The organism is Paenibacillus sp. FSL R5-0810, assembly GCF_038002285.1.
Classification (GTDB): Bacteria; Bacillota; Bacilli; order Paenibacillales; family Paenibacillaceae; genus Paenibacillus_AQ; species Paenibacillus_AQ lactis.
The window spans coordinates 292,590-319,335 of the sequence record NZ_JBBOCF010000001.1; the positions used below are offsets into that span (position 1 = coordinate 292,590).

Below are 26,746 nucleotides of genomic sequence, written 5' to 3' on the forward strand. Positions count from 1 at the left end.
CGGCTATGGCTTCATTTCGATTTATACATGCTGCGGACCTCCATCTAGACAGTCCGTTCATCGGCCTGCGGGGACTGGATGACGGGATGCGCTCCTTCATTCAGGATTCGACCTTCCGGGCGCTGGAACGGCTGGTTCGGCTTGCCGTAAGCGAGCAGGTGGATTTTATGGTCATTAGCGGCGATATTTATGACAGTTCCAACATTTCGCTCCGCGCGCAGCTTCGCTTCCTGGATGCGATGGAGTCCTTGGCGCGGGAGGGAATAGCGGTATACGTTATCCATGGAAACCACGATCCGCTGGACAGCGCGAAGCTTGCGGTGAAGCTGCCCCCGAACGTTCAAGAGTTCGGGGCCGAGCCTTCCCGGGTGACGGCCGTCCGGCGTTCGGACAAGCGGGAGGTGGCGCAGATCACCGGCATGTCCTATCCGACATCGAAGGTGACGGATAATATTGCGCTTACCTATCCGCAGGCAACCCGGGAGCTTTATCATATCGGGCTGCTTCATGCGAATGTGGATGGCGATGCCCAGCACGAAACGTACGCGCCGTGCACGCGTAAGGATTTGTCGCAGGCCGGTTATCACTACTGGGCGCTCGGGCATATCCATACCCGTCGGATGCTGCAGGAATCGCCCTATATTGTGTATCCGGGCAATATTCAAGGGCGGCATATCAAGGAAACCGGACCGAAAGGGTGCTATGTCGTCGATGTCGACGAGGGGTATAACACCGTGCTGAGCTTCCATGAGCTGGACTCCATGCGGTGGAGCCTGGTGCAAGCGCCGATCGATGGATGCGGCAGCGTGGACGAATGGAGGCAATACCTGGAGCGTACGCTCGGGCAGGTTGCGGAGGAAAACAGGGAGAAGCTCAGTTTGGTCCGGGTCATGATCACGGGCCGCAGTCCTGTCCACCGGCAGCTTGAAAACGGCTACGTGCTCGATGAGCTGCTAAGCGAGATGAGGAGAAGGGAAGCGGCTAAGGCGAAGACCCAGGGCTACGGCGGCTGCGTCTGGATCGAGGGCTTCGCGCTTCAATCCGGGGATGTGCTTGATCTGGACCGTCTGCTTGCCGAGGACAGCTTCGCCGGGGAACTGCTCCGTCTTGCTCGCAAGGAGCAGTCGGAGCAGCGCTTGCTTGCGGACGACGGGATTGTACCCTATGCATTGGCGCCGCTGATGGAGCATGCCGAAATCCGGGCGCTGCTCGAACGCATGCCCGCCGAAGAACTGCTGGACTGGCTGCGCAGGGCGGAGGAGCTGACGCTTACGCTGCTGACTCAAGAGTCTAAGCGGGGAGAAGGTGCCGGGATATGAGGCTTGAGCGGTTGCATATTCAGGGGTTCGGCGGCGTACAGGACAAGCGTATCCCGATCGAGGCGCCGGTAACGGTACTGTACGGGCCGAATGAAGCGGGTAAGAGCACGGTGCTGTATTTTATAAGAGCAATGCTGTACGGCTTTCCCGGAAAGAGTGTGCCGGCGGAGCGCGGTGAACCGGCGGATTCCGGCGTTCATGGGGGAGAATTGCGCTTCTTGGACGATGAGGGAACGTTATGGACGATCCGCCGCTTTGGTCAGCCGAGTGAGGGCTCTGCGGGAAGCCGGAAGGAACGCGTACATATCCAGAAGCAGGCCGGTGACGGCACGGTGCTTGAGCTGGGGCAGTATGACCTTGAACGGGAAGCGCTCGGCGGTGTATCGAAAGATATGTTCCGGCAGCTGTTTGCCATCTCGCTTAGCGAGCTGCAGGAAATTCGCAGCCTGCAGTCCGCCGAGATCAGCGGCTATCTGTTCCATGCCGGAATCGGCGGCGGCGCGAATATTTTGGAAGCCGAGCGCCGATTGACGCAGGAGATGGACAAGCTGTATAAGCCGCGGGGCAAAGTACAGCATGCGGCAAAGCTGCTGCAGTCCATCGAGCAGCTCAAGGCGGAGGTGACAGAGAGCAGGACGTATGTCCCTCGTTATAACGAGGTCATCGATGCTATCCGGGAAACGGAGGACCGGCTGGAGAGGCTGGAGCTTGAACGCGCGGACACTGCAGAGGATCTAACGCTGCTGCGCAAGGCGATTGATATCCGCCCGTTGTGGCTGGCTTGGCGTGAGGCCAAGCTGGAGCTGGACGGCTTGCCGGATTGCGGCAGCTTCCCGCCGGAGGGTGCCGCGAGGTGGGAGAGAATCGAAGAGGAGCTGCTGCAGCTGGAGGCGCAGATCCAGCGGATCGAGCGTGCGCTCGGGGATACCGAGGCGAAGCTTGCCGACATGCCCCGGCTGACATGGCTGGAGGAGCAGGGACAGCGAATTGAGGATTTATGGGGCAAGCGGAGTTTGTATGAGGCGGGAAACCGCGAGCTTGCACAGCTTACGGCAGAGCAAACGGCCCAGGCCGACCGTCTTGCAGGGCTGCTGCGAAGCATCGATCCGGGCTGGACCGAGGCGGAGCTGCTCGCGCTGTCCACCTCGGCGGCCGAACGCGAGGAGGTTCGGCGGCTCGGAGCTGCCTTTGCCGGCTATGACCGCCGGATGGAGCAGCTGTCGCTGGAGCTGCGCGGAGCCCAGCGGGCGGCAGTCGCTGCGGAGTCTGAATTAAGCGAAGCACGGCGGCAGCTGCGCGAGGAGATGGAGCGGGGGAAAGAGAATTTTGCGATGCTTAAGCCCCGCTCGCCACAAGAGACGGCCATGCTATGGAGCCGGCTTCAGCAGACGGCGGAGCGCTGGCGGGAGCGAAGGCTCAGCCAGGCCCTGCCTGAGCTTAAGGCTTCCGGGGCAAGCGAGCATGGCTGGCTGCCGTCCGCTTATTCGGGCCTGCTTGCCGTCATGGCCATATTAACGGTTGTCCTGGTGTCCTTCCTGTTCTGGAGCGGTGCGAACGGCGCAGCAGCTATATCCGGCGTGCTCATGCTGGCGGGTATGGTCTATGTGATCTGGAGCGGCCGAAGAAATGTGAAGGACAGTCCTTCCCGGGAATCCTCCCCTTCTGCCGGGGAGCCCGGCGGAGATGATGCCCATGAGGTTGAACAACTGTTGTCGGAGCTTGTTTCCAGTCCATACCATGCTGCCGCTGCGACGCTGGAGTATCGGGGGAGCCGACGGGCGAAGACCGAAGCGCGGCCTGCGCGGGATCCGCTCGCGGTGGAGGCTCAGCTGCGGGAGCTCCGATCGGTCATGGATGCCTGGCAGGCATGGCGTCAGCGGCTGGACCGCTTGACGTCCGAGTGCCTTTCGGCCGAGGAGAAGGTTAAGCTCCAGGCTGCCGAGCGATCGGCGATCGAGAGTGCAATTCAAAGTGAAGAGAGGCGGTTTGTCCAGCTGGAGCGGCAGTGGGAATCCTGGCTGATGCAGCGTTTGCTGCCGCAGAGCCTGTCGCCTGATGCGATGCTGGATATGTTTAGTGCGATTGAGCAGGGGCAAGAGATCGTGCGGCAGCAGAGAGCGAGAGCGGCAAAGATCGCTGAGCTAACGCGAGATGCCAAGGCTTATGCGGCTTCCTGCCTTGAGCTGGCTCAGGGCGAACAGGACCCGGAGCGAAACAGAGAGTCCCTGACTACCCCGGATGCCATTCTGTCTTTGCTCGGCGATTTGCACCGGCGCTGGAAGCAGTATCAAGAGGCTTCGGCACAGCGGGAATCGCTTCGGCATCGGCTCTTGGAGCTGCAGGAAGAAGCGGCAGCCGCGGACGAAGCCCGCTCGGCAGTGCTGCAGCGGAAGGAACAGCTGCTCGGCTTGTCCGGGGCAGCCGACGGGGAAGCCTATCTGCGGATGGGCGCTGCCGCACGGCGAAAGGAAGAGCTGGAGCGCACGGTCCGTCATCATGAAATCACGATGTTCAGCGGGCTGGGCAGCCAGCTCCGAAGCCAGGTCTTACAGCTGCTTGAATCGGCCGACGGTGCGGCGCTGGAGGCCATGCTCAAAGAGCGGGAGGCGGCCGATGCCTCTTTGGCTGAGCTGCGGGATGAGCTTCAGGAGCGGCGCGGAAGATTGCTGCAGGAGCGGGAATCGCTGGAGGCCGCCGGGAATCGCGACTCTGCGAACCAGCAGCTGGAGGAGCAGCGGGCAGAGCTGAAGGAGCTCGTCAGCCAATATGCCGTTCGCGCCATTGCAGCTGGGCTGATTGAGCGCACAAGACGCTTCTATGAACAGGAGAAGCAGCCGCAGGTGCTGCGGCTTGCTTCCCGCTATTTCTCGAAGCTTACAGGCGGCACCTACAGCAGGATCGTTATGCGCATGGGAGATCATGCCCTATTAGCCGAGCGGCCGGACGGCGGGCTTGTCGAGAGCGCGAAGTTGAGCCGGGGGACGGCGGAGCAGCTGTATCTGGCGATGCGGCTTGCTCTGGTACAATCCATGCCGCATGCGGCGGGCATTCCGCTTATGCTCGATGATCTGTTCGTCAATTTTGACAGCCGGCGGCTCGGGTATGTCCTGGAGCTGATATCCGAGCTGTCGCACAGCCGCCAGATCGTCATGATGACGTGTCATCCGCACGTTACAGATCAGATCCGGCAGCGTATTCCCGGGGCGCAAGTCATCGTAATGTAAATATAAGGGAAGACCGGTTCCAGTCGGAGGAAACCGGTCTTTTTTTCGATTAAATGCTGGTCGCTTACTTCGTGTTCGTCAAGGGGGTGCCGAACAAGGTGAGGCGCAGCACCCACAGCAGGCAGAGGCCGCCAAAGATCGGATAGAGCAGCGACAGCAGCGAACTGAAGCCGAATTGGCTGAAGAAATAGCAGAACAGCATGATCCCGAAAGTGATCGTTCTTGAGGACCATGAGGTCCACTGCTGCACCTGCAGTGTTATCCCGTATATATTCGCCACGAAGGTGCTGAAGATTTCGAGGAAGATCAGGATCAGGTAGATCATTTGCACGAACCAGCCGAGATGAGCGGCAATGCTCCCCATCGGAATTTCAAACTGGGCGATGCCGGGCATCTGCGCGGATAAGGCGAAATGGGCAGCCATCAGCATAAATCCAACCCCCGCTCCGCCGAGGATGCCGCCCCATTTTACGACATTCGTATTTTCGGTCTGATTGCCGAGGGGCACCAGTACGGGCATCGCCAGCACCAAATTAAAGGCGGTGTACAGAAGCGGGGCCAGCCATGCCGCGGGCAGGCTCTGATCCGTCGTTAAGGTGAGAAACCGGGTGGCGCCGGGAGCCTGGAACGTCTGCGAGATCACCGCAATGGATAATGTAATCATCATGGGGACGACGAGCGAGTTCATGGTCATGATGGACTGGATGCCCTTTCTCAGAATGAAGTAGGCCCCGATCATGGTTACGAACAAGCCGGTCTGATAACCGATATTTAAATGCTCCACGAACACCGACCCGGCGCCGGCCAGCATGATGCTGTTGACGCCAAGCAGAATGACGAACATGAACACGCTGATCCAGCTCCCTGACTTCGAGCCGAACAAAAATTTATTTAAATCCTCGAACGATTTCGCGCCGATCCGCCTGGAGATCATCAGGATTTTCGTGCCGAGCCAAATGAACAAACCGGTTGCGAGAATGATGGTAAGGGTTGCCCAGTGACCGTATTGGGTAAAAAACTGTAGGATTTCACGGCCGGTGGCAAAGCCTGCGCCGACGATGGTTCCGATATATGTGAAAGCGATCTGGAAAACACGGATAATATCCTTCAAGCGCTAAGCCCCCTTGCTAATGGTGTGATCGGCACATCTGTGTATAGTACAAGGTATGCCTGACCGCGCATGGACATGACTCGAACCTGTCCTGCCACGCTGGGTTTAGGGGGATTGTGCTTGGTGCTTGCGCTTCCCAGCACACTGGCGGGAAGCGCACTGCCATGCAGCGCACTGCCATGCAGCACACTGCCATGCAGCGCACTGCCATGCAGCACACTGCCATGCAGCACACTGCCATGCATCGCACAAGCGAGCATCACACTGCAACATCCTTACACCGTGCTTCAGAAGGGGCACATGGTAAGGTGAACCGATGGCTCCACTCCCAATGTCAGGTATAATGACGAATTCCCGTGTAATTACATGACGGATAAGTGACGGGTGGAGCGTTTGTACTTGCCGTACAAGGGTTGAATATGTTACTTTTACGACAAAGGAATGGGTGGGAGGTCATTGTGGATGGATTGGTTAAAGGAGCGGATTGTTAAAGAGGGGGTCGTGCTGTCGGATCAGGTGCTGATCTTGGACGCCCTGCTGACGCATCAAGTGGACCCGGCTCTTATTATGGATATGGGCAGGGAATTTGCTATGCGTTTTCGGGATCAAGGCGTGACGAAGGTGATTACGCTGGAATCCTCCGGCATATCGGTCGCGTTTGCGGCTGCGCTGGAGCTCGGGGTGCCGATGGTGTTCGCCCGGCGGAAAAAGACGCTGCTCGCCGATCCGGATGCTTTATGCGAACGGGTTCCGTCTTTTACAAAAGGGATTGTGACCGACATCATGGTGTCAAGGCAGTATATACGGGATAATGACAGAGTACTCTTCATTGACGATATTATTGCCAATGGCGATGCAGCCAGAGGCTTGATCAAAATTATCAGCCGGGCCGGCGCGGAGCTTGTTGGTCTTGGCGTCGTGATCGAGAAAAGCTTCCAGGCGGGTGCGCGGACACTCCGCGAGCAGAATGTTCGCGTGGAATCCCTGGTCACCATTTCCTCGCTGGAGGACGGACATATTCATTTCGACTAGCCGGGATGCAGGTGATCCCGATCGATTCTGCCCATGCAGTCGCATCCGCGCGCTGCCGATACCAACTGCCGCCCTAAGCGAAGCTTGGCGAACCTTGTTCTTTTAGGTGGGCAAATGCTTGTCGATTCGAATTTTCGGCCTAAAATCACAACAAATTCTTTTCGCCCCGGGCATTTTCGCTTATAATGAAGAGGTATAGGCATGAGAGAGGAGGCAGCAACATGGGGAAACAACCTGTAACCGAGCCGTTTATGATTGAGAAGCTGAATGAAGCGAAGGTACACTTTGAACGAGCTTTGGACTGTAAACATACGGAGTTCGATGATCTATATCCCTATATGATTGAACATCCTCAGTTTTTCTGGTACAAACGATATGTTGCCTGGTCCGAACTTCTGACGATTGCCGGTCTATGCGAAGAGCTTTCCTTCGAGTGGAAGGAGCAGTTTACGCCGCAGCAAGTGGAATATATCGAGAAGCGCGTCATGTCTTCGACGGTGCTGGATTTCTGGTACGAGAAGAATGACAGCATTGAGCCAGCGCAGCGTTAATGGGAATATAGAACATCTGAGGCTTCAGATGTTTATCCATATCGTACAGGAAGACCTAAATGGTTTCATTTAGGTCTTTTTGTTGCAGGAAATGCGCATCCTATTCTAAGGGAGGGAATGATCGACTATGATTAGCGATGAACGGCTGGACGAGCTTCGCTTGTCCGGCGACCTTGTTCGGGTTGTCCGGGACGGCCTCGAGAGCAATGATATTATCGGCTTCGTCGTGGCATGGGATCCCCAGCATGTCATTATCCGCCGGAGAAATCGGCGCGTTGTGAAGCTGGACCGGAATTACAGCTACCAGCTCAAGAGCGAGCCGCGGGTAAGCCCGATTGAACCATAGGGCAGAGGATAAGCAGATGATAAGCAGGCAATAGGCAGGGCATAAGGCATAGATCAGCCGAACGTCGGACATCTTAAGCTGGACGCATGATTATTCAGAAAAGGTGTGATTAGACGCTTGGACATGATCAATGACAAAGTAACAGCTTACAAGAATGAAATTCTCAATCTGAAGCAGAGCATGCCGGAGATGGCAGAGGCTTATCATCATTTCACGGGCGTGTGCTTCCGTGAGGGAGAGCTGGACGAGAAGACGAAGCAGCTGATTGCTCTTGGCATCGGTTTGTTCGCAAACAATGAGCTGTGCACGTTCTATCATATGGAGGAAGCTCGCTCGAAGGGGGCTACGGAGGCTGAAATTATGGAGGCCGTAGCGGTCGCTTCGGCTGCAAGTGCAGGACATGCCCTGTCGCAGGGTCTGACCCGGGTACAGCACCATCTGCAATAGCCTCTAAGGAAACAACCGTCGGTTCCGAATAGATTTCGGGGCAGACGGTTGTTGTTATGTTGTGGACACCGATGGGACCCGATTCATTAAGATCAAGCAAGGTCATCCGTGTAGTCCAGTGGTAATCCGCTCAGCGGACTGGGGCGGCCTCAGCGGGAGTTAGGACGCCTTCTTCCGCCTCCGATGCGGGCAGATTGAGGTAGGCCCGCATGCGGTCCATCATCTCCTCGCGAAAGGATGGCCATAGAATGTTGATCGATCCAATGTAGCCCCTACACGCATAGCGCGCCTCGATTCCTTCCTTGCCCTGACCGATGTCGAACACCTTGATCGCCCGCTTCGCGAATTCCTGCTTCACTTCACGGAGAAGCACGGCCGCCCGCTTCGCTCCGTTGCCGACCACCTCCACATACAATTGCGGGGTCTTGAAGACACCGCTCTCCTGAATGATTCGGCAATCCCGCTCAAACACCTTATGAATGAACATCAGAAGCAGGTAGCTCTTAATCAACGCCCGCTCCTCTGAGGTAACAGCCGGTATGGCCATCAACTTCACCGCCTTTATATAGAAATCGGATATATTATACGAACTTATGTTCTTATTTTAACCGAACATCCATGGTTTAATCAAGTTTTAAAAAAAGTGTTGACTCCCTATTATTACCGTGATATTATATATCTTGTCGCCGCTGATAAGAGCTTGTCTCCGAATAGCGAAGAACATGATACGCGGTCGTGGCGGAATTGGCAGACGCGCACGGTTCAGGTCCGTGTGGGCTAACCCCCGTGGAGGTTCGAGTCCTCTCGACCGCATACCTTATTTACCATGAAGAAGCTCTTGAATTTCCCTTGTGGGAGTTCAAGAGCTTTTTTGCGTTGCTTCCCAAAAAAGCCTTAAACTGGTTGCTGGGTTCCAGGAGGCGCCGGGCAAGCTGTTAGCATCGTGATGCGTAAAAAAATGAACACAATTCCACCGGATTGATCTACAATGAGCATTAGGCCGGATAACAGGACAACTGGCGGCCATGAACATCGGCCGATTATCAGCAGTCGATGCCGGTGGGGAACGAGGCCGACGATAGATTAAGCAAGAAGCGGAACTGCAAACGATTCCCGCAGATTCCCAAGATCATAGAGCTGAGGGGGAGACATTGTGAGAGGAAGATATGCATCATTAACGGTAGTATCAACGGCAACCAATTTTATTATGGAGCAAGAGGATCGAAGTACACGTACATATCGAACCTATATGAAACCGAGAGAGTCCGGGCAGCTGGAGCTGAGATTTTGGCATAGCAACTCGGTCGATTCTACTTGGGATGTTGGCTCGGTCGCAAAAGGGAGCATGCCGGGGGGAGCGTGGCGCATTGAAGCGGCTTATGCTGCCGATGGCGGCACGGGCCGGGATGGACAGCTTGTACCAGGAACCAGCGTGCAGATTACATTTGACAGGAAGCCCGGTAAGGAGGTGGCTCCCGGCGAAACGTTTTGGAGCGATCCGGTACAGCTCGAACTGCCCGATGGACATGATCTGGCGTTCACGTGGACCATTACGACGCGCTCTCCAGGGAAAACGGTGCCGTACAATACGGAGGGACTGCTCGTATCAGCTTATGAGGCTGAGGGGAACCTGGCGGATGACGAGCGTGGAACAGGATTCATGCCGGCAGAGAACCGTTTGGTTATGCCTGCATTTATAGGGTATGCCCGACCGGTCAAGCAGCGCATGATCTTCCTGGGCGATTCTATTACCCAAGGCGTAAGAACGGCTAAAGACGGCTACGAATACTGGGTGTCCCGTATCGCGGACGGCCTATCGCCGGACTACAGCGTATGGAATCTCGGTTCCGGCTGGGCGAGGGCCTATGACGCTTCGGCAGACGGCCCGTGGCTCGCGAAGGCAGCGGAAGGGGATATTGTTGCGATCGCGCTTGGCGTCAACGATATCGATATCGGAGCGAGAAGCTCCGGGGAACTGCTGGATGATTTGTCCGCGATCGTAAGGCGGTTAAAGCAGAGGGAGGACGGGACGAAAGCGCGGATCATCCTCTTCACTGTAGCTCCGTTCAATTTTACCGGAGACAGGGAAGAGGTATGGCGTACCGTCAATGAAGTGATTCGCACCCGTCCTCCGGAAGGCGTGGACGCCGTGTTCGATATTGCGGAAATCCTGTCCTGCCCGGCTCCGGAGGAGCATCGGATCGAGCCGAAGTATATGAGCTTTTCCGATGATCCGCATCCGAACGGGCTTGCGGGTGCGGTGGTTGCCGAAGCTTTCCTGAAATGGTTTGAGGCGCAGCCGAAAGACCAAAACGCCCTCATGCAAGATTTATCCAAGTAATCAGCAGGAGGTAATGCCTGATTCCGAAAGTTAGTTAACCGAGCAGTTAACTGATCTTAAGGGGAAGCCGGTCCCTTTTGTACAGATCTGCGAATATGGCGGCAATAACCGGCGTTTTCGCTTACCGCCTCAGCACCAATCTTTTATCGCAGTGTAGCGGCGGTTTCATAGGCTAGGAAGCAGGTGGCCGAAGGGGCCCCTGCTTTTTTTATATGCAAGGCTCACGCGAATAAATCTTGCGTTGAAACCTTTAAGCCCTGGTAAAGTGCGGATTCCACAAACGGATCATGGGCCCCCGCGTAATAGCTCACATCCGCGATCTCTCCGTCCAACAAGGAATACACCGTGACTAGAGCTTTCATCGGGTCGACGATCCAATACTCTTTCACGCCGCATTGCCGATAGAGATCAAGCTTTGGGATCATGTCCTTGCTTCGCGTGGACGGGGAGAGCACCTCGATGACGAGATCAGGCGTGCCCATATATTTTCCCCTCTCATCGATCCGATCTTTGTCGCAAATGACGACCAGATCCGGCTGCACGACACAGATGTTTGTCTTCTCCTTCTCTAACGTAATATCGAATGGAGAAGTCAGGGGAGTGCAGGGTTTTCCTTTAAACCAGTTGTAAAAGGTGCCGTGCAGTTCATTGACCGCGTGTTGGTGTTTGTACGAAGGGGAGGCCAGGTTATAGACGATCCCGTCGATCAGCTCGTAGCGCTGTTCCGAGCCTTCGGTCAGCTCCAGAAATTCCTCGTAGGTGACTCTGTCGTTGTCAGCCGTATCCCTCGCAGCTCCCTCCCTTAGTACAAGTTCATTTGCGTCGGTATAGGTTGTTAATTTGGCAACATCTCTGCCGTTCTTCGTCACGATTATTTCCTCGCCCGCCTCGGCAAACTTTAGATATTTTCCGAAATGGTTTTGCATATCGGTGGAAGGCACTCGCATACATTTCACCTCGAATTAGCTAATTTAATGATATATTAGCTAATTCTGAGATGGGAATCAACGAAGATAGCTAATTTGTTGACGAAATCCATAATCCGAACTAAATTGGAAGAAGAAGGATTTCGGTTTTGGGCCAAAGCATAGTTACATCAAAGGATGAAGAAGGGGCGGCCATGCGTTAGGAGGGCCGTCTCTTTTTTTGCGCGGTTAAGCGGTCATCGCGTTTGTCCGCATGGCTTCCCTATGGGGCGTCTATTGGAAGCATCGTACATGAAATAACGAAAGCGGGAAAAAGTGTCCCTTTTGCTGCCGCTGAAGTGTTTTATAGTAGGAAGGAGGCGGCTTCATGGAGTCTGCGGAAAAATACGTAATGGAAGTCCAAGCGGGCGAAATTCAAAAGTATGTACATATCGTGGAAGCATTCCAGGCTCCGCTGTACCGGTACTGCACCCGGATGTTGGGGAACCGGCAAGAGGCGGAGGATGCAGTGCAGGACATTTTGATCAGAGCGTTTGAAAAAATAGAAGGCTACGAGCCGACCGGCAGCTTTTCATCCTGGTTATACAGAATCGCGCATTACCATTGTCTGAATTTACTCCGTAAGCGTAGCGTTCAGCGTAAGTTCCAGCGTTGGTTCCGGCAGGATACGATAACCGAAAGCGCAGAGCAAACGATGACCGGACGCTTATTCGGGGAACCGCTGGCTTCCGCCATCACCTCGTTAAATGCGGAGGAGCGCAGCTTGCTGATCTTGCGAGCGCTTGAAGAGAAATCTTTTGCCGAGATAGGAGAAATTTCGGGGAAGAGCGCGGGAGCGGTCAAGAAAAAATACGGCCGGTTGAAGCTGAAGCTGCAGAAGCTGATGGAGCAGAAGGGAGGAGCAGGTTATGCGCAAGGCCAAAGCTACACTTCAAGATGAAACGATCAAGGGACTTCTCATTCGGGGGGAGCCCGACCCCATCGATGTACGCCTAAACGTGATGGAACGGGTTCAGGAGATTCATGAGCGGCGCAGCGGCAAACACAAGGTTCGGCACCGGACTGGAGCTGTCGTTACAATTACCTGTCTTATTCTTGTGCTGACCTCCTTAACCGGCTACGCGGCTTCCCGGTATGTGCAAATTTTGAACTCCAAAGGGGAAGTGGTCGTTCAAACGAAGGAAATTCGAGAAGATAAGTATACGCCGCATGCCAAGACATATATGGAAATGCGGTCTGCGTACAAAGAGCATGTCCTGGAGCAGCTCAAACCAGGAGAGCTGGCGGCTTATTATGTCCATGACGAAACGCTGAATGCTTACGATACAGGCAATAGGGTTCAGACCGTATATCAACCGATTGTGTACAAAACTTTTGCGGAATTGAAGAAGCAGCTTGAGATCACGGCCGGGCCGCTGCTTCCTGAGCCCCGATATTTGCCTAAAGGATACAGCTTTGCGGCAGGGAAGTTATTTCCGAGTATTACGGAAGGGGAGGCCAGTCTTGATCATCTGAAAAAGCTGGAGCCGGAATTTATCCGGATGGCGGAATCCTCCCCCAGCGACACCAAATTGTTCATCAAAATGTTGGCTTGGAATAAAGCGGGCAGTGCGAATGTCAGCTATACCAACGGGGAGGATACGATCTATATCACCGCCTTCGTACGGAAAAAACAACCCTCCTCGGTCGTATTCAGGAATCACAAGGGCGTATCCGTCGAGAAGGTGACGGAAGGCGGGCAAGAGATGGTATATATGGAGGCGTCGAAAGCTGCATCGGTAGATGAAGTTTTCTATAAACATAAGTTGGAGTGGCTGGATGAGGAGAATGAGGTCATTTATAGCGTTTTCGACAATCAGGGCAGCACTCTGTCCAAGTCCGAATTCATCCGGACCGCAGCAAGCATGGTCGAATAACATTATTCCAAAGTGTCCCTTTTCAGGCGGTAAAGGTGTTATACAAGTAAGGGTTTTGCAAATATCCCGAAATAAACCATGTGCCTGTTTGGGCCGAAAGGAGATTTACCCATGAATCTGACGAAAAAAACGATTATTGTCGCCGCAAGCTTCCTGCTTGCGCTGAGCTCGGCGAGCGGTTATACGGCGGGTGCTGCCGCCGCACCGCAGAAAGCATCCAAAGCCCAGCCCGCTTCGAGTAAGGAGCGTCTCGAGCAGCAAAAAAAAGAAGCGTTGGCCATACACTCTAAAGCGAAGAAGCCGGGCGAGTTAACCGTTATGTATGATGGGACTGACAATACGCTTTCATTTAGCTTTTACTCCATAACCAGCACGGATTACGATGATTATTTGAAGCTGGTGTCTAAATACAAAGCCCCGGCGTTACAGCAGCCGGAATGGCTTCCGGAAGGGTATGCTTTTCAATCCGGCGATATCGTCCCTCCATACTACGATTCTTATAGCGAACCGTATCAAGATTTGCTAAAGGAACTCAAGGCTGAGGCGAAAGGGAAGAAATATTACGCGAAAAAAGTAAAATGGAGCGAAGCAGGGGGAGCGGCGCTTTTATTCTCGAAAGATTCAGATGTTATCCGCATCAGTGCCAAAAAAGTATACCCGTTCATTACCGAAATTACACGGGTGCCGGGGAAAGGCGAGAAGTTTGAAAGGCTGAGCATAGAAGGGGTCGATGCTCTATACGCTACAAACTCGAACGCTCTTTATTCCACGAAGTTAACATGGGAGGACACGGAAAAAGGGCTGGAATACGAGATTTCTACCTATAAGACAAGTCCTCTGACGAAAGAAGCGCTCGTATCGATTGCGGAGAGCATCCTATCGAGTAAATCTCAGAATCCATAAATCTGATCCAAGAGTCTGCCTTCCGGGCAGGCTTTTGTCAGCTTCTTCGAAGGGATTACCCAAACTATAACAAATATCTGTTTTTTTATATTCCATTTGAAAACAAAACCACCTCATATTACGTCAGTGTGATTTAGGAGGTGTTTAATCTTGAAAAAGTTCGCTATGATCTTCCTGTTGTTTATACTCGGTTGTCAGTCTGTTGAATCCGAACGATCCTTGGCTGATAAGGCAGAGACCATTCCTTCATCTACGGCAGAAGCAGAGCAGTATCCGGTTGCGGTTGATGTTATTGTTCCGGAGCAAGTGGGGGTTAACGAGTCTTTTACGATGGATGCGGAAATTAAAAATGCAGCGGATGAAATGCTTGAAATTACTACTGGAGATCCAGTGTTTTACTATATCATTCGAGACAGTACGGGGAAGTCCATAAATACGGTAACTAGAACGGATGTCGGAATTGTACGGACTATAGATATGAAAGAGGTAATAGTAGAGAAGCATACTTATCGGTTTAAAAATCCGGGCGTATACGAGATCTCGGCAGCCACTGAAATTAGACTTCATCATGGAGACGGCAGCAGTAAGGTATACGAATTGGAAACTGAGCGGAAGAAGATTCATGTGATTGAGAATTGAGCTTCGATAGAGCGTTTTGCGCTCGACCGGAGGAACAGCTGCAACTCGTAACAGCGGCAATCCTGCGCTTATTATTCCAGTATCCAGCTAATAGCTTTTATAAAAAAGCTGTTGGTTTTCTTTTGTGTGATTCGCAGTTTTGCAGTAAATAGCAGTACAAAAGCAAGTGATAATACACCGAAAGTCTTAACTTTTCCCCACCGGAATATTCCATGCCCCCTGCAGCAGCAACAAGGAGGGTTGCCTCAAGGCAGCCCTCCTTGTTTCCAGCGTTAATATAGCAATCCGTTTAAAACAGCGAAGCAGTGAGCACTGCTCCTGCCACAGCGACAAAACTTAAGACTGCCCTCTTGCCGCTTTCATCGCTGCGGTCTCTTCCTCATTCGGTCCATACACGCCCGGCGCTGCCAGTCCGGCTTGACGCATCAGGATCGTGAGCTGGCCGCGATGGTGGATCTGGTGACGCACCATTTTGTCCAATATGCCGGCATTGGTGGTGTCGATGAAGCCAAACAGCTTAACAGGCTCCTGCAGCTTGTCCTCCTGACCCTCCCATTTCGTGCGGAATTCCGCAATGGACGATTCGTTGGTACGGCGGTAAGCTTGGGCGATGGCCGCCGCGGAGCTTCCCTCGGCTGCCGGGATCTCCTGCTCCAGCCCGATTTGATTAAAGAATACGCTGATGCTCTGGGTGATATGCCATGCGATTTCGCCGAGCGTTCGCGGCTGTGCCTCTGACACCGCCTGGCTCAATGAGTCGTCTGTCAGCTTGTCCAGCACCTGCAGAGTAAGATCAGCTTCCTGTTTCCAATCGTTCAGAAATTGTTCGATGGTTGCATACATGATACATCTCTCCCTTTTATTCATGATCAATTTAAGCAGTGCTTTCAATTCTTATAGCTTTTCCAAAAAAATACTACATCTATATTGTACTGCAGTTCGCCGTTTATTCAATTCTTCCCTGCAGGGATTATGGCAGAACTCCTGAATGATTCATTTAGTGTATATTCTCAGTATGACCCAACTTGGACCTGCATAAGCCGAATCTTAGTTTAACCAGCTGTGCGTATGGCAGCAAAAACAGAAGCTAGAGCAGGAAGGAACATGCTCCGGCTTCTTTGTCATCAATCGTTACAGTACCCCTGGATAATCGGTTTGGTAACAGGGCCCATGCCATTGTCCAGGAAGAATTCCGCATGCGGCGGGTGGATATAGACGGTGTTCTGCCAGGCGATGCTCATAGCACTTATCTCCTCTTTCGATATACTTTTGGCGATAGGCCAATCACCTTTGTGAACTGACGAGTAAAATAATTGCTGTCATTAAATCCGCTCTGATAAGACACTTCCGAAATGGGAAGGTTGGTCGACTTCAACAGCCGGCACGCATGCTCCAAGCGAAGCTGCAGGAGATAGGCGGAAGGGGTCGTTTTGTAATAGGATTGGAAAATCCGGTTCAAATGCCTGACGGAAATATTCGATTTGGCCGCAATTTCTTCGCGTGAAATTGGCTGCAAATAGTTATCCTCCATAAAGGAAATGGCCTTGGCCAAATGCATCAGATGATGTTGGACCCCTTGACGCTCCTGGTTCTCATACTGCCTGGACAATTGGACGACGAGCTCCATAAAACGCGAACGCAGGATGGTCTGGTAGCCCTGCTGCTTGTTCGTGTATTCCTCAATCATGAAGTCAACGACGGACGCTACGTATTCCAGGCTTGAGATTGATAGGCTCATCTTGCTCAAGGCGTGGTTGATATTGCGGTAATACGGTTCCAGAACGAACAGCGCCTGATACCCGTTCGATCTTTTGAAGTCAGGACCGGCCGATTCCAGCATCTCGGGTTTATACATGATGTTGCAGATACGAAACTCATGGGGGTCTTTATATCCATGGGAGGTTTCGCCGTTAATGACAAATACGTCCCCTTTCTTGATGAACGATTCCTCGGAGTTGACGATATGGGTGGCATTGCCGTGTAAAACGATCACAAGCTCGGAGAAATCAACATGCTGATGCACATACATATCCTCTTCATGCTTACCGTACTGAATAAAAAACTTAAACTCCTCATCGTCTGTAAACCAATTCAGGGGAACGCTTCGCATTTGATTTCCCTCCCTCCCACTCAGGTCTTGCATTTTATGATGTCCTTATCATGCTATTTTTGGACTCTAAAATCAAGGATTGAGGACATTGCTATCACTATAATAGATTTCGTGAAGTGAAGCTCTGAACGGTTCATACCTAGAAAGACTTGAGAAGCGGGAGCCGAGTATGACCTGATCGCTAAGATATTTGGAATGGGGGTAAATCCATGAAACACAAGAAGAGACTGTCACTATTTCTTGTAATGATCATGCTTGCCGCATTTAGTCTAGCTGCATGCAGCAGCGGTAATGAAGGCAAAGGCGCAACGTCCGCGAGCAGCGGGGAAGGCAGCGAAGGAGATGTTTTGGAACCGATTACAATCACTTATTTCAGCGCGGATTCGAATGCCAACTGGGCCAATATGCAGGATGCCGTCGGCAAGAAGCTGACGGAGAAGACCGGTGTCACGATCCAGGCCGAATTCGCGGTCGACGGCTCCAATCAGAAGCTGCCGTTGATGGTAGCGAGCGGTGAATATCCGGATCTCGTTTTCGCTAAAGGCGATGCGAATCTGTTTGTTGATTCGGGCGCTTTTATCGACCTTACGGATTTGATCGAGGAACATGCACCGAACCTGAAAAAGCTCTATGGGGATTACATGAACCGTTTGAAGTGGAACAATGAGGATGAGTCGATTTATGTCCTTCCGACACTGAATGCCGTGGATCATCAGCAGCTGGATGCCGGAGGAAACTTTCATATTCAGCATGAAGTGCTGAAAGAGCTCGGTTATCCGGAAATTAAGACCGTAAAGGATTTTGAGAAGGCGCTGGAGGATTATTATGAGAAATACCCGACGATCGACGGTCAACCGACGATTCCGCTCACACTCAATGCAGACGGCTGGCGGTTCATGATCTCCGTCACGGATGCAGCCGTCATTGCTACGGGGTTGTCTGGGGATGGGGAGTATTATATTGATCCGGAAACGTATGAGGCGAAGTTGCACTACAGACGCCCGGAGGATAAGGAGTATTTCCGCTGGCTGAATCATCTCAACGCCACGGGCCTGCTGGATAAAGAAACGTTCGTTCAGAAGACGGACCAATACGAAGCGAAAATCGCCTCGGGCCGCGTCCTTGGCGTCATTGACGCCGATTGGGGATTTGGAAACCCGACGAATGCGCTGAGAACGGCCGGCAAAGAGAATCGCACCTATGCAAGATTCCCGATCCAATTGGATGAGACGACCAAGGATGCTTCGTTCCAGGATGCAGGTTATGCGGCTGGCTGGGGCGTAGGGATCACAACATCCGCGAAGGATCCGGTGCGAATCATCAAGTTCCTCGATTATTTGGCTTCCGAGGAAGGGCAAGTTTTGATGAACTGGGGGATTGAAGGAGAGCACTACCAAGTTGTGGATGGCAAGCGCGTGATCCCGGAAGACGTGCAGGACCGTAAAGTTAACGATAATGCCAACTTTACCAAAGAGAGTGGAATTGGATTATACAACAGTTTGTTCCCACGTTACGGCGACGGCGTGATGGATTCGACCGGCAATTATTATACGACCAATTTCCCGGAACAAATTAAGGCCAACTATACGCCATCCGCCAAAGAAACGCTGAAAGCCTATGGTGCGGAAATGTGGAAGGATCTCTGGCCGAAATCGGAGGAATTTCCGCAGAAGCCGTGGGGAGCGGCATATCTCATTTCCCCGCCGGTTGACTCCAATATTACGATCACCTACAAGCGGGTTGAAGAGATTGTTCGCAAACGGATCCCGGAGATCATCCTTGCGGACCCGTCTCAGTTCGATACGCTTTACGATCAGTTCATCCAAGATTTGAACAACGCCGGGGCGGAAAAAATGGAGCGGGAATATTCGGAGCTGGTCCGTGACCGGGTGAAGCTGTGGAATAACTGATCCGTTTGATATACAGGGGCAGGCCATTCGCTGCCTCTTTTTTATGCCGAGTGATTTGGCAATTGTGTCTAGACATAAATATGGCATGCAGAGGAGTGTTTTCTTTCATGAAATTCAACAACCCGATTATACCCGGCTTTTATCCTGATCCGAGCATCTGCCGCGTTGGCGAAGATTATTACTTGGTTACGAGCACATTTGGATATTTTCCAGGCGTTCCTGTTTTTCATAGCAGGGATCTGGTAAACTGGCATCAAATCGGGCATTGCCTGACATCGGCAGAGCAGCTGCCGCTTGCGAATGCTTCGACTTCCGGAGGCATTTATGCTCCGACCCTTCGTTACCATGAGGGCTGGTTTTACATGACAACCACCAATGTTAACGGAGTCGGCAATTTTATAGTCACAAGCAAGGACCCAGCCGGTCCGTGGTCTGATCCGGTCCCCGTCGCCCAGCAGGGCATAGACCCTTCGCTTTTGTTTGATGACGATGGCCGCGTGTATTTTCAGACAGCCTGTTTAGGCGACGAGGGAGAGGGAATCTATCAATGTGAAATTGACATTTCAAGCGGCAGGAAATTAACGGAGACCCGCTTAATCTGGAGAGGAACGGGGGGAGCCAGCCCGGAAGCCCCGCACTTATATAAAATAAATGGCCTGTATTACTTAATGATTGCCGAGGGCGGAACCGAGTATGGTCATATGGTTACGATTTCGCGCAGCCATCATCCTTACGGACCGTTTGAGCCATGTCCCCGTAATCCCATCCTGTCCCATCGAAGCCGGAGAAGCAGCATACACGCGACCGGACACGCGGATTTGGTACAGGCTCAGGATGGCACGTGGTGGGCCGTTTTCTTGGGGATCAGGCCTGTTTCATACCCGATGCGCCATCATCTTGGCAGGGAGGTTTTCTTGGCTCCTGTAACCTGGGCGGACGACGGCTGGCCGAGCATCGGCATCGAGGGGCGGGTTGAAGAGACGATGGAACGTCCGCAATTGCCGGAATGCCGGTGGCCAGGAAAGCCGATCCGGGATGATTTTGATAGTAATGCGCTGGGCCTGGACTGGATCTTCTTGCGCAATCCTAAACAAGGAAGCTGGTCGCTGCGCGAGCGTCCGGGCTCTCTGGTGCTTCGGGGCAACGCATCCTCTTTAAACGATGCAGGCTCCCCGGCGTTTGTCGGGCGACGGCTAAGCCATTTTTCCAGCCATATCTCTGCCGCACTGGACTTTGAGCCTGCGTACGAGGGGGAGGAAGCAGGATTAACGGTGTTTATGAACGAAAGGTATCATTACGATCTTGCTGTAAAGTTGATTAACGGGGAGAAATCCATCGTCTTCAGACGAACAGTAGGCTCGCTCCGTTCAGAGCAGACCCGGCGATGCTCAGAGGGACCTGTCGTATTCAGGGTTGACGCAAAGCCCGAGATCTTCAGTTTCTCCATTGAGCAGAACGCGTCCGATGTCATCGATATGGGATCAGGCGAGAGCCATTTGCTTTCGACAGAAGTTGCCGGCGGCTTTACAGGCGTCATTATTGCGATGTATGCACACGGTGAGAATGGAACCACGCCTGCGGCGTTTGACTGGTTCGATTATGAAGTTGCTGATAACCATGCCAGCGGAGTGTGATGAAGTTAAGGCTCGACCAGAGTGAGCATAAGCGCCACAGCTCGGGGGCTTCAGCAGGGAATTAACGAGAGGGTCTGTGACAAGGTTCAGCCAAGTCACGGGCCTCTTTTTTTCACACGATGTTCCTGGAAGATTGACTCCTTGTCGCCCCGTTTTCACTAACATGGGAGATACGGCTGGCTGCTCGCAACGATTCGACAACGATAATATATCATGATATATTATAACATATATCAATTTCTTTTGGAGGAAACACGGGAGGATTGTCATGAATGAAACGACCTCGTCCAAACCGATGTACGAGAAGATATTCGATGATGTGAAGCACCAAATTATGTCCAATAGCTATAGACCCGGGGACCGGATTCCTTCGGAGAAGGAGCTGGCTGAAGCGTACAATGTGAGCCGGATTACCAGCAAAAAGGCGATGGAGCTGCTGGCAGCCGAAGGGATGATTGTGCGGAAGCCGGGGCGCGGCTCGTTTGTCGCCGATCCGGAGACAAGCATGCAGGAGGCGGCAGCGCCCGGGCGGCAGGACGGAAGCCGGGGAGTAAACGGGCATGGCCAGGAGCAGGCCGTGAAGCTGATCGGCGTTGTGCTGACCGATTTTGCCGGCAGCTACGGCACCCGGCTGATCTACGGGATGGAGGATGCCGCGCGCGAACGGGATTGCTTTCTGGTGCTGCGGCGGACATTCGGCGTTCAGGAGAACGAGGAGGACACGATCCGCAAGCTGCTGCAGCTTGGGGTGGACGGACTGATCGTGTTTCCCGCGCAAGGGGAGTTCTTTAATGCCGAGATCCTTAAGCTGGTGATCGAGCGATTCCCGCTTGTCCTGATCGACCGTGAGATCAAGGGAGTGGCCGCGGCGTCGATCAGCACCGACAACACGAAGGCGGCAACGGAGGCGGCGGAGCATCTGTTCGATCTCGGGCATACCCATATTGCCCTGTTGTCCCCGCCTCCGGTGGATACGTCTGCGGTGGAGGATCGGATTGAGGGCTTCGTCCAGGCCCATGCCGGCCGCGGCGTGGCCGCAGACCGGAGCTTGTGGATTTGCGATCTGACCTCCACGCTGCCCAACTCGTTCAACGACGAGAACATCGAGCGGGATATCGGGAGAATTATGAAGCATCTGCAGGAGCAGCCGGCGATTACGGCTATTTTTGCCATCGAATACTATATCGCGCTGCTGGCGAAAGAAGCGGTAACCCGCCTTGGACTCAGCATCCCGGAAGATATTTCGATTATTTGCTTTGACAGCCCGCAATTCCGCATCGGAGAAGGGTATGCCTTCACGCATATGCGACAAAGCGAGGAGGAGATGGGCAAGCTGGCCGTAGAAAACGTGCTGGCGATCATGGAGCAGGAAACGGTCGCGAACAAAATCAAGCTTCCTGCACAGCTCATCCCCGGGGAATCCACCGGTCCTGCCCGCGATCAGGGCAAGTAGCAAGTTATCTAGCGATTGCTCTAGAGGGTCGGACACATGATGCGCGGCATACAAGTATCCTCATAACGGAAGTTAAAGGGTGGCTTCGATTGTTGAAGTCACCCCTTTTCAATCCTAATCTCATGTGGTGCACGTTATTCCATATTTCATGTAGTAGATCCTTAATTCAAGAATTATGGCGAGCATTATAAATAATTCCGCATTCCTTAAGCCCCCAGTCTTAAACTTGTTTAGTTTTTCGCTTAATTAAAACTTCTACAGATCCCCCTTTCCGTCAAACATTCGCTCATTTGGTAGCCTTCCTTTAACACATACCAATTATATAACATGATATAAATATGCCTATGATGTTCAGACTGGTTTGCAGCCAGGCTTATTTTCTTTCTGTGTCTATGCTTCCGTTAGCAAGATCCATTGAAAGTCCCCTGTGCCATTTTTGCAGAAGCAGCAAAATTACATAAACGGATGTAACAACATACTCACCATATTCATTTTTATACCAGGGAAATCTCACTTTTCTTTATTGACATAATGATATTAGGTTAATATACTATATTTACTGAAAGCGCTTTATAATCAACTTGATGAACTTAAATCAAAGGGGAGGTTTATGTATGAGAAAGTGGCTGATCATGATGCTGACGGTTGTTATGTTCGGAGGGCTGCTCGCCGGCTGCGGAGGAAGCGGCGGAAGCAGCAGCGGCGGCGACAACGGGGGCGACGGTAAGAGCGGCGGTAAGGTTCAATTGACCTTTTGGGGCGATTGGGGCGGAGAGGGGCAGAAGCAGTTTGAGACGATGGTGGATGCGTTCAACAAGTCCCAGGACCGAATCGAAGTCAAATACATGCTGCAGCAGGATATGGTCACCAAGTTCCTGACGGCTGCAACGAGCGGCGGCGCGCCGGATATTCTGTTCTGGGACCGCTGGAGAACATCGCTGTACGCCCCGAAGAACGTGCTGCGGCCCATTGACGAGTACATGACCAGGGATGGTTTGAACCCGGATGATTTTTACGAGGAATCGTTAAAGGAGCTCACGCATGATGGCAAGCTCTACGGCCTGCCGTTAACGGTTGATGCACGCGCGCTGTTTTATAACAAGAAGATGTTTGCGGACGCGGGATTACAGCCGCCGACAACATGGGACGAATTGGAGCAGGCGGCCAAGACGCTGACGAAATGGAATGGCAGCAAGCTGGAGGTCGCCGGCTTCTCGATGGGCGATCCGGGACTGTTTAACATGTATCTGCAGCAGGCCGGCGGCCAGATGCTGACCGAGGACGGAAAGACGAATTTCAACAACGAGCAGGGCAAGCAAGTATTGGAGTTTTGGCAGCGCTTGCTGAACGAGGACAAAGTTTACAAAATCGGCTTTGAGGAAGGGCTTGGCGAAGGCAACGACGCATTTGTTACCGGCAAAGTGGCGATGCTGTACACCGGACCTTGGATGATGAGCACCTATAACAAATACGGCAAGGACCTGGATTACGGCATCGTGCCGCCGCCGAGCGGGCCGAACGGAGATCAGGGCAGCGTAATGGGCGGCTTCGGCCTGGTGATCCCGCAAGGCTCCAAGCATCCGGAGGAAGCGTGGGAGTTCATCAAATGGTGGACGGCGAATAAGGACAATGCACTGCTGTGGGCCAAGACCAGTCTGAATATGCCGGGCTTCAAGCCGGCGCTTGCGGATCCGTTCTTCACGGAGGACCCGCTGTGGAAGCCGTTTACGGAGACGCTGGAGTTTGCCAAGACACGTCCGACGCATCCGGGCTACTCCGTAATGGAGGAGAACGCCGTGATCCCGAATCTGGAGCTGTTCATGCAAAACAAGCAAAGCCTCGACGATACGCTGAAAAAAGCCCAGGAGCAAGGCGACAAGCTGCTTGCGGACAATGCGTCCGTGGAATAAAACGGGCCGATGAAAGGGGAGGAAACTATGGCATCCGTCAATAAGCTGGGGCGGCATCAAGCCCGAATGGCCTATCTGTTCATCACGCCAACGATGCTGCTGTTTGCCGTATTTATGGTCATTCCCGTCGTAATGGCCCTTTATCTCAGCTTCACCAACTACGACGTGCTGAGCAGTCACGATTGGGTGGGGCTGGATAATTACCGGCGGCTGGCGGGCGATACGCTGTTGTGGCAGACGTTTCTGAACGTCATGTATTACGCGGTGGTGTTTGTGCCGCTGAATCTGATGATTTCCCTGCTGCTGGCGATGCTGCTTAACAAAAGAAAAGCCGGGGTCAAGCTGTTTCGCACATTTTACTACTTGCCAACGCTAACCTCGGCCGTCGCTGCCTCGACCGTATGGATCTGGATGCTGCACCCGGAATATGGCCTGATCAACGGGCTGCTGGGGTACTTTGGCATTACGGGACCAGCCTGGGTATCGCAGACGGAAACGGCCATGCTGTCGATCATCGTCATGACGCTATGGCAATCGGTCGGCTCGAATATGATCATTTATTTGGCCGGCCTGCAGGGTGTGCCCGATTATCTGTACGAGTCGGCCCGTCTGGACGGCGCGTCGCGGTTCGCCTGCTTCCGCTACATCACCTGGCCGCAGCTGCGCCCGACCACGTTTCTCGTCAGCGTCATGGCGATCATCGGTGCACTGCAGCTGTTTGACCAGGCCTTCGTCCTGACGCAAGGCGGTCCGGCCAACGTGACCAAGACGCCGGTCTACCTGATCTATCAGCAGGGCTTCAACCAATTGCAGATGGGCTATGCTTCGGCACAGGCATTTGTGCTGGCGATGGCGATCCTCGTGTTTTCAATCATCAGCATGAGATTGACCAAAGCGGAGGAGCCGATCGTATGAGCCAGCAGCGGAAGGGAGGTCGAAAGCGATGATGGCGGAACATGTTCCCCAATCGAACGGGCATCCCCGGCCCGGTACTGAAAGGCTGGGAGCGCCGGCGAGAAAGAGAGGGCTGAACTTTATTTTTTACCTGATCAGCAGCGTGATTGCCGTAATGATGTTTTTGCCTTTTTACTGGAGCGTGCTTACCTCCTTTAAACCGGACAACGAGATGTTCAGCATGCCGATCAAATGGATAACGACCAATATCACGTTCGAGCATTACTACAATGCGTTTACAACGGTCCCGTTCGGCCTGTATTTCTGGAATTCCTTTGTGCTTGCGACAGCCGGGGTGCTGCTCAACCTGTTCTTCGGCTCGCTGAGCGGCTATGCATTTGCCAAACTGGATTTCAAGATGAACCAGCCGTTCTTCCGGATATTGCTGGTGTCCATGATGGTTCCAGGGATTGTGACGATGATTCCAAGCGTGTACGTGCTGCGGCATATTCCGTTTGTCGGCGGTAACGATTTGTTTGGCAGCGGGGGTCACGGACTGATGAACTCGTTTTGGGGCATTATTTTGCCGGGAGCCTCGGGGACGTTTGCGGTGTTCTTCATGCGCCAGTTCTTCCTGACGCTGCCGAAGGACATGATGGAAATGGCCCGGATTGAAGGCTGCGGCGAATTCAAAATATTTTGGCGAATTTATTTGCCGCTGACGAAGCCGGCGCTGGCTACGCTGGGCATCTTCACCTTTCAGGCAGGATGGAACAGCTTCCTGTGGCCGATGATCGTGCTGAACGACCCGGCCAAGGCGACGATTCAGATGGGATTGCAGGCGTTCTCTTACAATTATCAGACGGATTATGGACCGATGATGGCGGGGGCGCTGGTGGCGATTTTGCCTATCCTGGTTCTGTTCCTGATGCTGCAGCGGTATTTTATCCAGGGCATTGCATTTAGCGGAATCAAGGGTTAGGAGATAGGAGAGATCAAGATGAATGCAGCGATGACAGAGGTATGGCAAGAGCGGGCGGACCGGGTTCAGCGGGCGCTCGATAAGCGGTTCTGGAACGAGTCGATCCGTATGTACAACATTGAGACGCCGTGCGAGGGCGGGAAGTGCAATGATATTTTTCATTATTGGTGGATGGCCCATGCGGTCGATGTGCTGGTCGACGGACTTGAGCGCACCGGGGATCAGCGTTACGCTGAGCGGCTGCGGAATTTCCATGAGGGTATTCTGGCGCGGAACGGCTGCGTCTGGCCCAACGAGCTGTACGACGATATGGAATGGATGGCGCTTGCCTGGCTGCGGGCGTATCAAGCAACCGGCGAGCCGAAGTACAAAGCAGCTGTGAAGACGTTATGGGAGGACATCAAGACCGGCTGGAACGAGCAGATGGGCGGCGGGATCGCCTGGCAAAAATCGCAGCTGGATTATAAAAATACCCCGGCCAACGCCCCCGCGGCCATTCTGGCCATGCGGCTGCATAGGGAGTTTGGCAATCCGGATGATCTGGCATGGGCGCGGCGGATATACGAATGGCAGGAAGCGAATCTCGTCGATCCGGAGACGGGACTCGTCTGGGATGGCATGAACCGGACCGGGGACGGAGCGATCGACAAGGATTGGAGATTCACCTATTGCCAGGGCGTGTTCATCGGGGCTGCGGTGGAGCTGTACCGGGAAAGCGCGCAGCCCGCCTATTTGGAGGCGGCCATGCGGACGTTCCGTGTGGTGCAAAGCGAATTCACCGCACCGGAGACCGGTCTTCTGCCCGATGAAGGCGGCGGGGATGCCGGGCTGTTCAAAGGCATCCTGATCCGTTATTTGGCAGAGCTGGCCCGATCCGCGCCGGAAGCGGGGAACGTTGCGGCGTTCATCGCGGCTCAGGCGGAGGCGGCCTGGCGGTCGCAGGATGATGCGGAGGAGCAGCCGCTCTTTGGCACCGATTGGGGGCGCAGGCCTGAGCCTGACGAGACGGTACAGCTTAGCGCGCAGCTTAGCGGCGCGATGCTGCTGGAAGCGGCAGCGGAGCTGAAGCCCGGATTGCAGGGATAGGAAGAGGAGGGA

Annotated in this window: 24 protein-coding genes and 1 tRNA gene; 19 read left to right on the forward strand and 6 right to left on the reverse strand. The window is 53.5% G+C overall.

Features of this window, described 5'->3' with window-relative positions; translation table 11 throughout:
- Positions 1-5 precede the first annotated feature (5 nt).
- Positions 6-1,319, forward strand: coding sequence for a metallophosphoesterase family protein (locus MKX76_RS01205; protein WP_007127729.1), 1,314 nt, complete (start codon positions 6-8; stop codon positions 1,317-1,319).
- A complete protein-coding gene (locus MKX76_RS01210) occupies positions 1,316-4,543 on the forward strand; it encodes an AAA family ATPase (RefSeq protein ID WP_007127730.1) in 3,228 nt (1,075 codons plus the stop codon). The genes MKX76_RS01205 and MKX76_RS01210 overlap by 4 nt, the downstream gene beginning before the upstream one ends.
- Positions 4,544-4,607: 64 nt before the next feature.
- Here MKX76_RS01210 and MKX76_RS01215 read toward each other — a convergent pair whose 3' ends face one another.
- Both MKX76_RS01215 and MKX76_RS01220 read right to left on the reverse strand, forming a co-directional pair.
- Positions 4,608-5,654, reverse strand: a complete 1,047-nt coding sequence (locus MKX76_RS01215) for a YkvI family membrane protein (protein WP_007127731.1) — start codon at positions 5,652-5,654, stop codon at positions 4,608-4,610.
- A complete protein-coding gene (locus MKX76_RS01220; RefSeq protein ID WP_341032727.1) occupies positions 5,651-5,917 on the reverse strand; it encodes a hypothetical protein in 267 nt (88 codons plus the stop codon). The genes MKX76_RS01215 and MKX76_RS01220 overlap by 4 nt, the downstream gene beginning before the upstream one ends.
- Positions 5,918-6,116: 199 nt before the next feature.
- Here MKX76_RS01220 and MKX76_RS01225 point away from each other — a divergent pair, with 199 nt between their 5' ends.
- The 4 genes from MKX76_RS01225 to MKX76_RS01240 all read left to right on the forward strand — a co-directional run bounded on the left by MKX76_RS01225 (position 6,117) and on the right by MKX76_RS01240 (position 8,030).
- Entirely contained in the window at positions 6,117-6,686 is a 570-nt protein-coding gene (locus MKX76_RS01225) for a xanthine phosphoribosyltransferase (RefSeq protein ID WP_341032729.1), read from the forward strand.
- A 221-nt stretch (positions 6,687-6,907) separates the two neighbouring features.
- Entirely contained in the window at positions 6,908-7,237 is a 330-nt protein-coding gene (locus MKX76_RS01230) for a hypothetical protein (protein ID WP_007127733.1), read from the forward strand.
- A gap of 127 nt (positions 7,238-7,364) precedes the next feature.
- The gene (locus tag MKX76_RS01235; RefSeq protein ID WP_007127734.1) at positions 7,365-7,583 is read left to right on the forward strand and encodes a hypothetical protein; all 219 of its coding nucleotides are present in this window, start codon (positions 7,365-7,367) and stop codon (positions 7,581-7,583) included.
- A gap of 123 nt (positions 7,584-7,706) precedes the next feature.
- The gene (locus tag MKX76_RS01240; RefSeq protein WP_007127735.1) at positions 7,707-8,030 is read left to right on the forward strand and encodes a carboxymuconolactone decarboxylase family protein; all 324 of its coding nucleotides are present in this window, start codon (positions 7,707-7,709) and stop codon (positions 8,028-8,030) included.
- Positions 8,031-8,160: 130 nt separating this feature from the next.
- Here MKX76_RS01240 and MKX76_RS01245 read toward each other — a convergent pair whose 3' ends face one another.
- Entirely contained in the window at positions 8,161-8,577 is a 417-nt protein-coding gene (locus MKX76_RS01245; RefSeq protein WP_007127736.1) for a hypothetical protein, read from the reverse strand.
- A gap of 182 nt (positions 8,578-8,759) precedes the next feature.
- Here MKX76_RS01245 and MKX76_RS01250 point away from each other — a divergent pair.
- Both MKX76_RS01250 and MKX76_RS01255 read left to right on the forward strand, forming a co-directional pair.
- Positions 8,760-8,843, forward strand: a tRNA-Leu gene (locus MKX76_RS01250).
- A 340-nt stretch (positions 8,844-9,183) separates the two neighbouring features.
- Entirely contained in the window at positions 9,184-10,371 is a 1,188-nt protein-coding gene (locus MKX76_RS01255; RefSeq protein ID WP_007127737.1) for an SGNH/GDSL hydrolase family protein, read from the forward strand.
- Between the two features lie 221 nt (positions 10,372-10,592).
- Here the strand turns inward: MKX76_RS01255 and MKX76_RS01260 are convergent, their stop codons facing one another.
- On the reverse strand, positions 10,593-11,318 hold the full coding sequence (locus tag MKX76_RS01260; RefSeq protein ID WP_007127738.1) for a type II toxin-antitoxin system prevent-host-death family antitoxin: 726 nt from the start codon (positions 11,316-11,318) through the stop codon (positions 10,593-10,595).
- A gap of 346 nt (positions 11,319-11,664) precedes the next feature.
- On the opposite strand from MKX76_RS01260, the gene MKX76_RS01265 reads away from it, so the two are divergent.
- From MKX76_RS01265 to MKX76_RS01280, 4 genes are all read left to right on the forward strand, one after another.
- Positions 11,665-12,237, forward strand: a complete 573-nt coding sequence (locus tag MKX76_RS01265) for an RNA polymerase sigma factor (RefSeq protein ID WP_251537743.1) — start codon at positions 11,665-11,667, stop codon at positions 12,235-12,237.
- Positions 12,206-13,213, forward strand: a complete 1,008-nt coding sequence (locus tag MKX76_RS01270; protein ID WP_007127740.1) for a DUF4367 domain-containing protein — start codon at positions 12,206-12,208, stop codon at positions 13,211-13,213. The genes MKX76_RS01265 and MKX76_RS01270 overlap by 32 nt, the downstream gene beginning before the upstream one ends.
- A gap of 111 nt (positions 13,214-13,324) precedes the next feature.
- A complete protein-coding gene (locus MKX76_RS01275; RefSeq protein ID WP_341032733.1) occupies positions 13,325-14,116 on the forward strand; it encodes a hypothetical protein in 792 nt (263 codons plus the stop codon).
- A 150-nt stretch (positions 14,117-14,266) separates the two neighbouring features.
- A complete protein-coding gene (locus MKX76_RS01280) occupies positions 14,267-14,755 on the forward strand; it encodes a hypothetical protein (protein ID WP_251537738.1) in 489 nt (162 codons plus the stop codon).
- A gap of 336 nt (positions 14,756-15,091) precedes the next feature.
- On the opposite strand, the gene MKX76_RS01285 is transcribed toward MKX76_RS01280, so the two are convergent.
- Together MKX76_RS01285 and MKX76_RS01290 are read right to left on the reverse strand one after the other, a co-directional pair.
- The gene (locus tag MKX76_RS01285; RefSeq protein WP_034273939.1) at positions 15,092-15,598 is read right to left on the reverse strand and encodes a DinB family protein; all 507 of its coding nucleotides are present in this window, start codon (positions 15,596-15,598) and stop codon (positions 15,092-15,094) included.
- Between the two features lie 403 nt (positions 15,599-16,001).
- Complete coding sequence (locus tag MKX76_RS01290) at positions 16,002-16,865, reverse strand: AraC family transcriptional regulator (protein WP_028406322.1); 864 nt, start codon at positions 16,863-16,865, stop codon at positions 16,002-16,004.
- Between the two features lie 209 nt (positions 16,866-17,074).
- Between MKX76_RS01290 and MKX76_RS01295 the strand changes: the two genes are divergently transcribed.
- The 7 genes from MKX76_RS01295 (at position 17,075) to MKX76_RS01325 (ending at position 26,734) form a co-directional block, all read left to right on the forward strand.
- Positions 17,075-18,775, forward strand: a complete 1,701-nt coding sequence (locus MKX76_RS01295; protein WP_251537736.1) for an ABC transporter substrate-binding protein — start codon at positions 17,075-17,077, stop codon at positions 18,773-18,775.
- A gap of 107 nt (positions 18,776-18,882) precedes the next feature.
- On the forward strand, positions 18,883-20,409 hold the full coding sequence (locus MKX76_RS01300) for a glycoside hydrolase family 43 protein (protein WP_028406320.1): 1,527 nt from the start codon (positions 18,883-18,885) through the stop codon (positions 20,407-20,409).
- Between the two features lie 268 nt (positions 20,410-20,677).
- On the forward strand, positions 20,678-21,862 hold the full coding sequence (locus MKX76_RS01305) for a GntR family transcriptional regulator (protein WP_251537734.1): 1,185 nt from the start codon (positions 20,678-20,680) through the stop codon (positions 21,860-21,862).
- A gap of 614 nt (positions 21,863-22,476) precedes the next feature.
- Complete coding sequence (locus tag MKX76_RS01310; RefSeq protein ID WP_007127745.1) at positions 22,477-23,772, forward strand: ABC transporter substrate-binding protein; 1,296 nt, start codon at positions 22,477-22,479, stop codon at positions 23,770-23,772.
- A gap of 27 nt (positions 23,773-23,799) precedes the next feature.
- Complete coding sequence (locus MKX76_RS01315) at positions 23,800-24,687, forward strand: carbohydrate ABC transporter permease (RefSeq protein WP_341032740.1); 888 nt, start codon at positions 23,800-23,802, stop codon at positions 24,685-24,687.
- Positions 24,688-24,715: 28 nt separating this feature from the next.
- Positions 24,716-25,648 (forward strand): carbohydrate ABC transporter permease, encoded by a 933-nt coding sequence (locus MKX76_RS01320; protein WP_007127747.1) that lies wholly within the window; start codon positions 24,716-24,718, stop codon positions 25,646-25,648.
- A gap of 18 nt (positions 25,649-25,666) precedes the next feature.
- Positions 25,667-26,734: a glycoside hydrolase family 76 protein gene (locus MKX76_RS01325; RefSeq protein ID WP_007127748.1), complete on the forward strand. Its 1,068-nt coding sequence runs from the start codon at positions 25,667-25,669 to the stop codon at positions 26,732-26,734.
- Positions 26,735-26,746 lie beyond the last annotated feature (12 nt).

Coding starts and splice junctions, on each gene's coding strand:
- MKX76_RS01205 (WP_007127729.1), top strand. CDS start 6: ATGGCTTCATTTCGATTTATACATGCTGCGGACCTCCATCTAGACAGT.
- MKX76_RS01210 (WP_007127730.1), top strand. CDS start 1,316: ATGAGGCTTGAGCGGTTGCATATTCAGGGGTTCGGCGGCGTACAGGAC.
- MKX76_RS01225 (WP_341032729.1), top strand. CDS start 6,117: ATGGATTGGTTAAAGGAGCGGATTGTTAAAGAGGGGGTCGTGCTGTCG.
- MKX76_RS01230 (WP_007127733.1), top strand. CDS start 6,908: ATGGGGAAACAACCTGTAACCGAGCCGTTTATGATTGAGAAGCTGAAT.
- MKX76_RS01235 (WP_007127734.1), top strand. CDS start 7,365: ATGATTAGCGATGAACGGCTGGACGAGCTTCGCTTGTCCGGCGACCTT.
- MKX76_RS01240 (WP_007127735.1), top strand. CDS start 7,707: ATGATCAATGACAAAGTAACAGCTTACAAGAATGAAATTCTCAATCTG.
- MKX76_RS01245 (WP_007127736.1), bottom strand. CDS start 8,577: ATGGCCATACCGGCTGTTACCTCAGAGGAGCGGGCGTTGATTAAGAGC.
- MKX76_RS01260 (WP_007127738.1), bottom strand. CDS start 11,318: ATGCGAGTGCCTTCCACCGATATGCAAAACCATTTCGGAAAATATCTA.
- MKX76_RS01265 (WP_251537743.1), top strand. CDS start 11,665: ATGGAGTCTGCGGAAAAATACGTAATGGAAGTCCAAGCGGGCGAAATT.
- MKX76_RS01270 (WP_007127740.1), top strand. CDS start 12,206: ATGCGCAAGGCCAAAGCTACACTTCAAGATGAAACGATCAAGGGACTT.
- MKX76_RS01275 (WP_341032733.1), top strand. CDS start 13,325: ATGAATCTGACGAAAAAAACGATTATTGTCGCCGCAAGCTTCCTGCTT.
- MKX76_RS01285 (WP_034273939.1), bottom strand. CDS start 15,598: ATGTATGCAACCATCGAACAATTTCTGAACGATTGGAAACAGGAAGCT.
- MKX76_RS01290 (WP_028406322.1), bottom strand. CDS start 16,865: ATGCGAAGCGTTCCCCTGAATTGGTTTACAGACGATGAGGAGTTTAAG.
- MKX76_RS01295 (WP_251537736.1), top strand. CDS start 17,075: ATGAAACACAAGAAGAGACTGTCACTATTTCTTGTAATGATCATGCTT.
- MKX76_RS01300 (WP_028406320.1), top strand. CDS start 18,883: ATGAAATTCAACAACCCGATTATACCCGGCTTTTATCCTGATCCGAGC.
- MKX76_RS01305 (WP_251537734.1), top strand. CDS start 20,678: ATGAATGAAACGACCTCGTCCAAACCGATGTACGAGAAGATATTCGAT.
- MKX76_RS01310 (WP_007127745.1), top strand. CDS start 22,477: ATGAGAAAGTGGCTGATCATGATGCTGACGGTTGTTATGTTCGGAGGG.
- MKX76_RS01315 (WP_341032740.1), top strand. CDS start 23,800: ATGGCATCCGTCAATAAGCTGGGGCGGCATCAAGCCCGAATGGCCTAT.
- MKX76_RS01320 (WP_007127747.1), top strand. CDS start 24,716: ATGATGGCGGAACATGTTCCCCAATCGAACGGGCATCCCCGGCCCGGT.
- MKX76_RS01325 (WP_007127748.1), top strand. CDS start 25,667: ATGAATGCAGCGATGACAGAGGTATGGCAAGAGCGGGCGGACCGGGTT.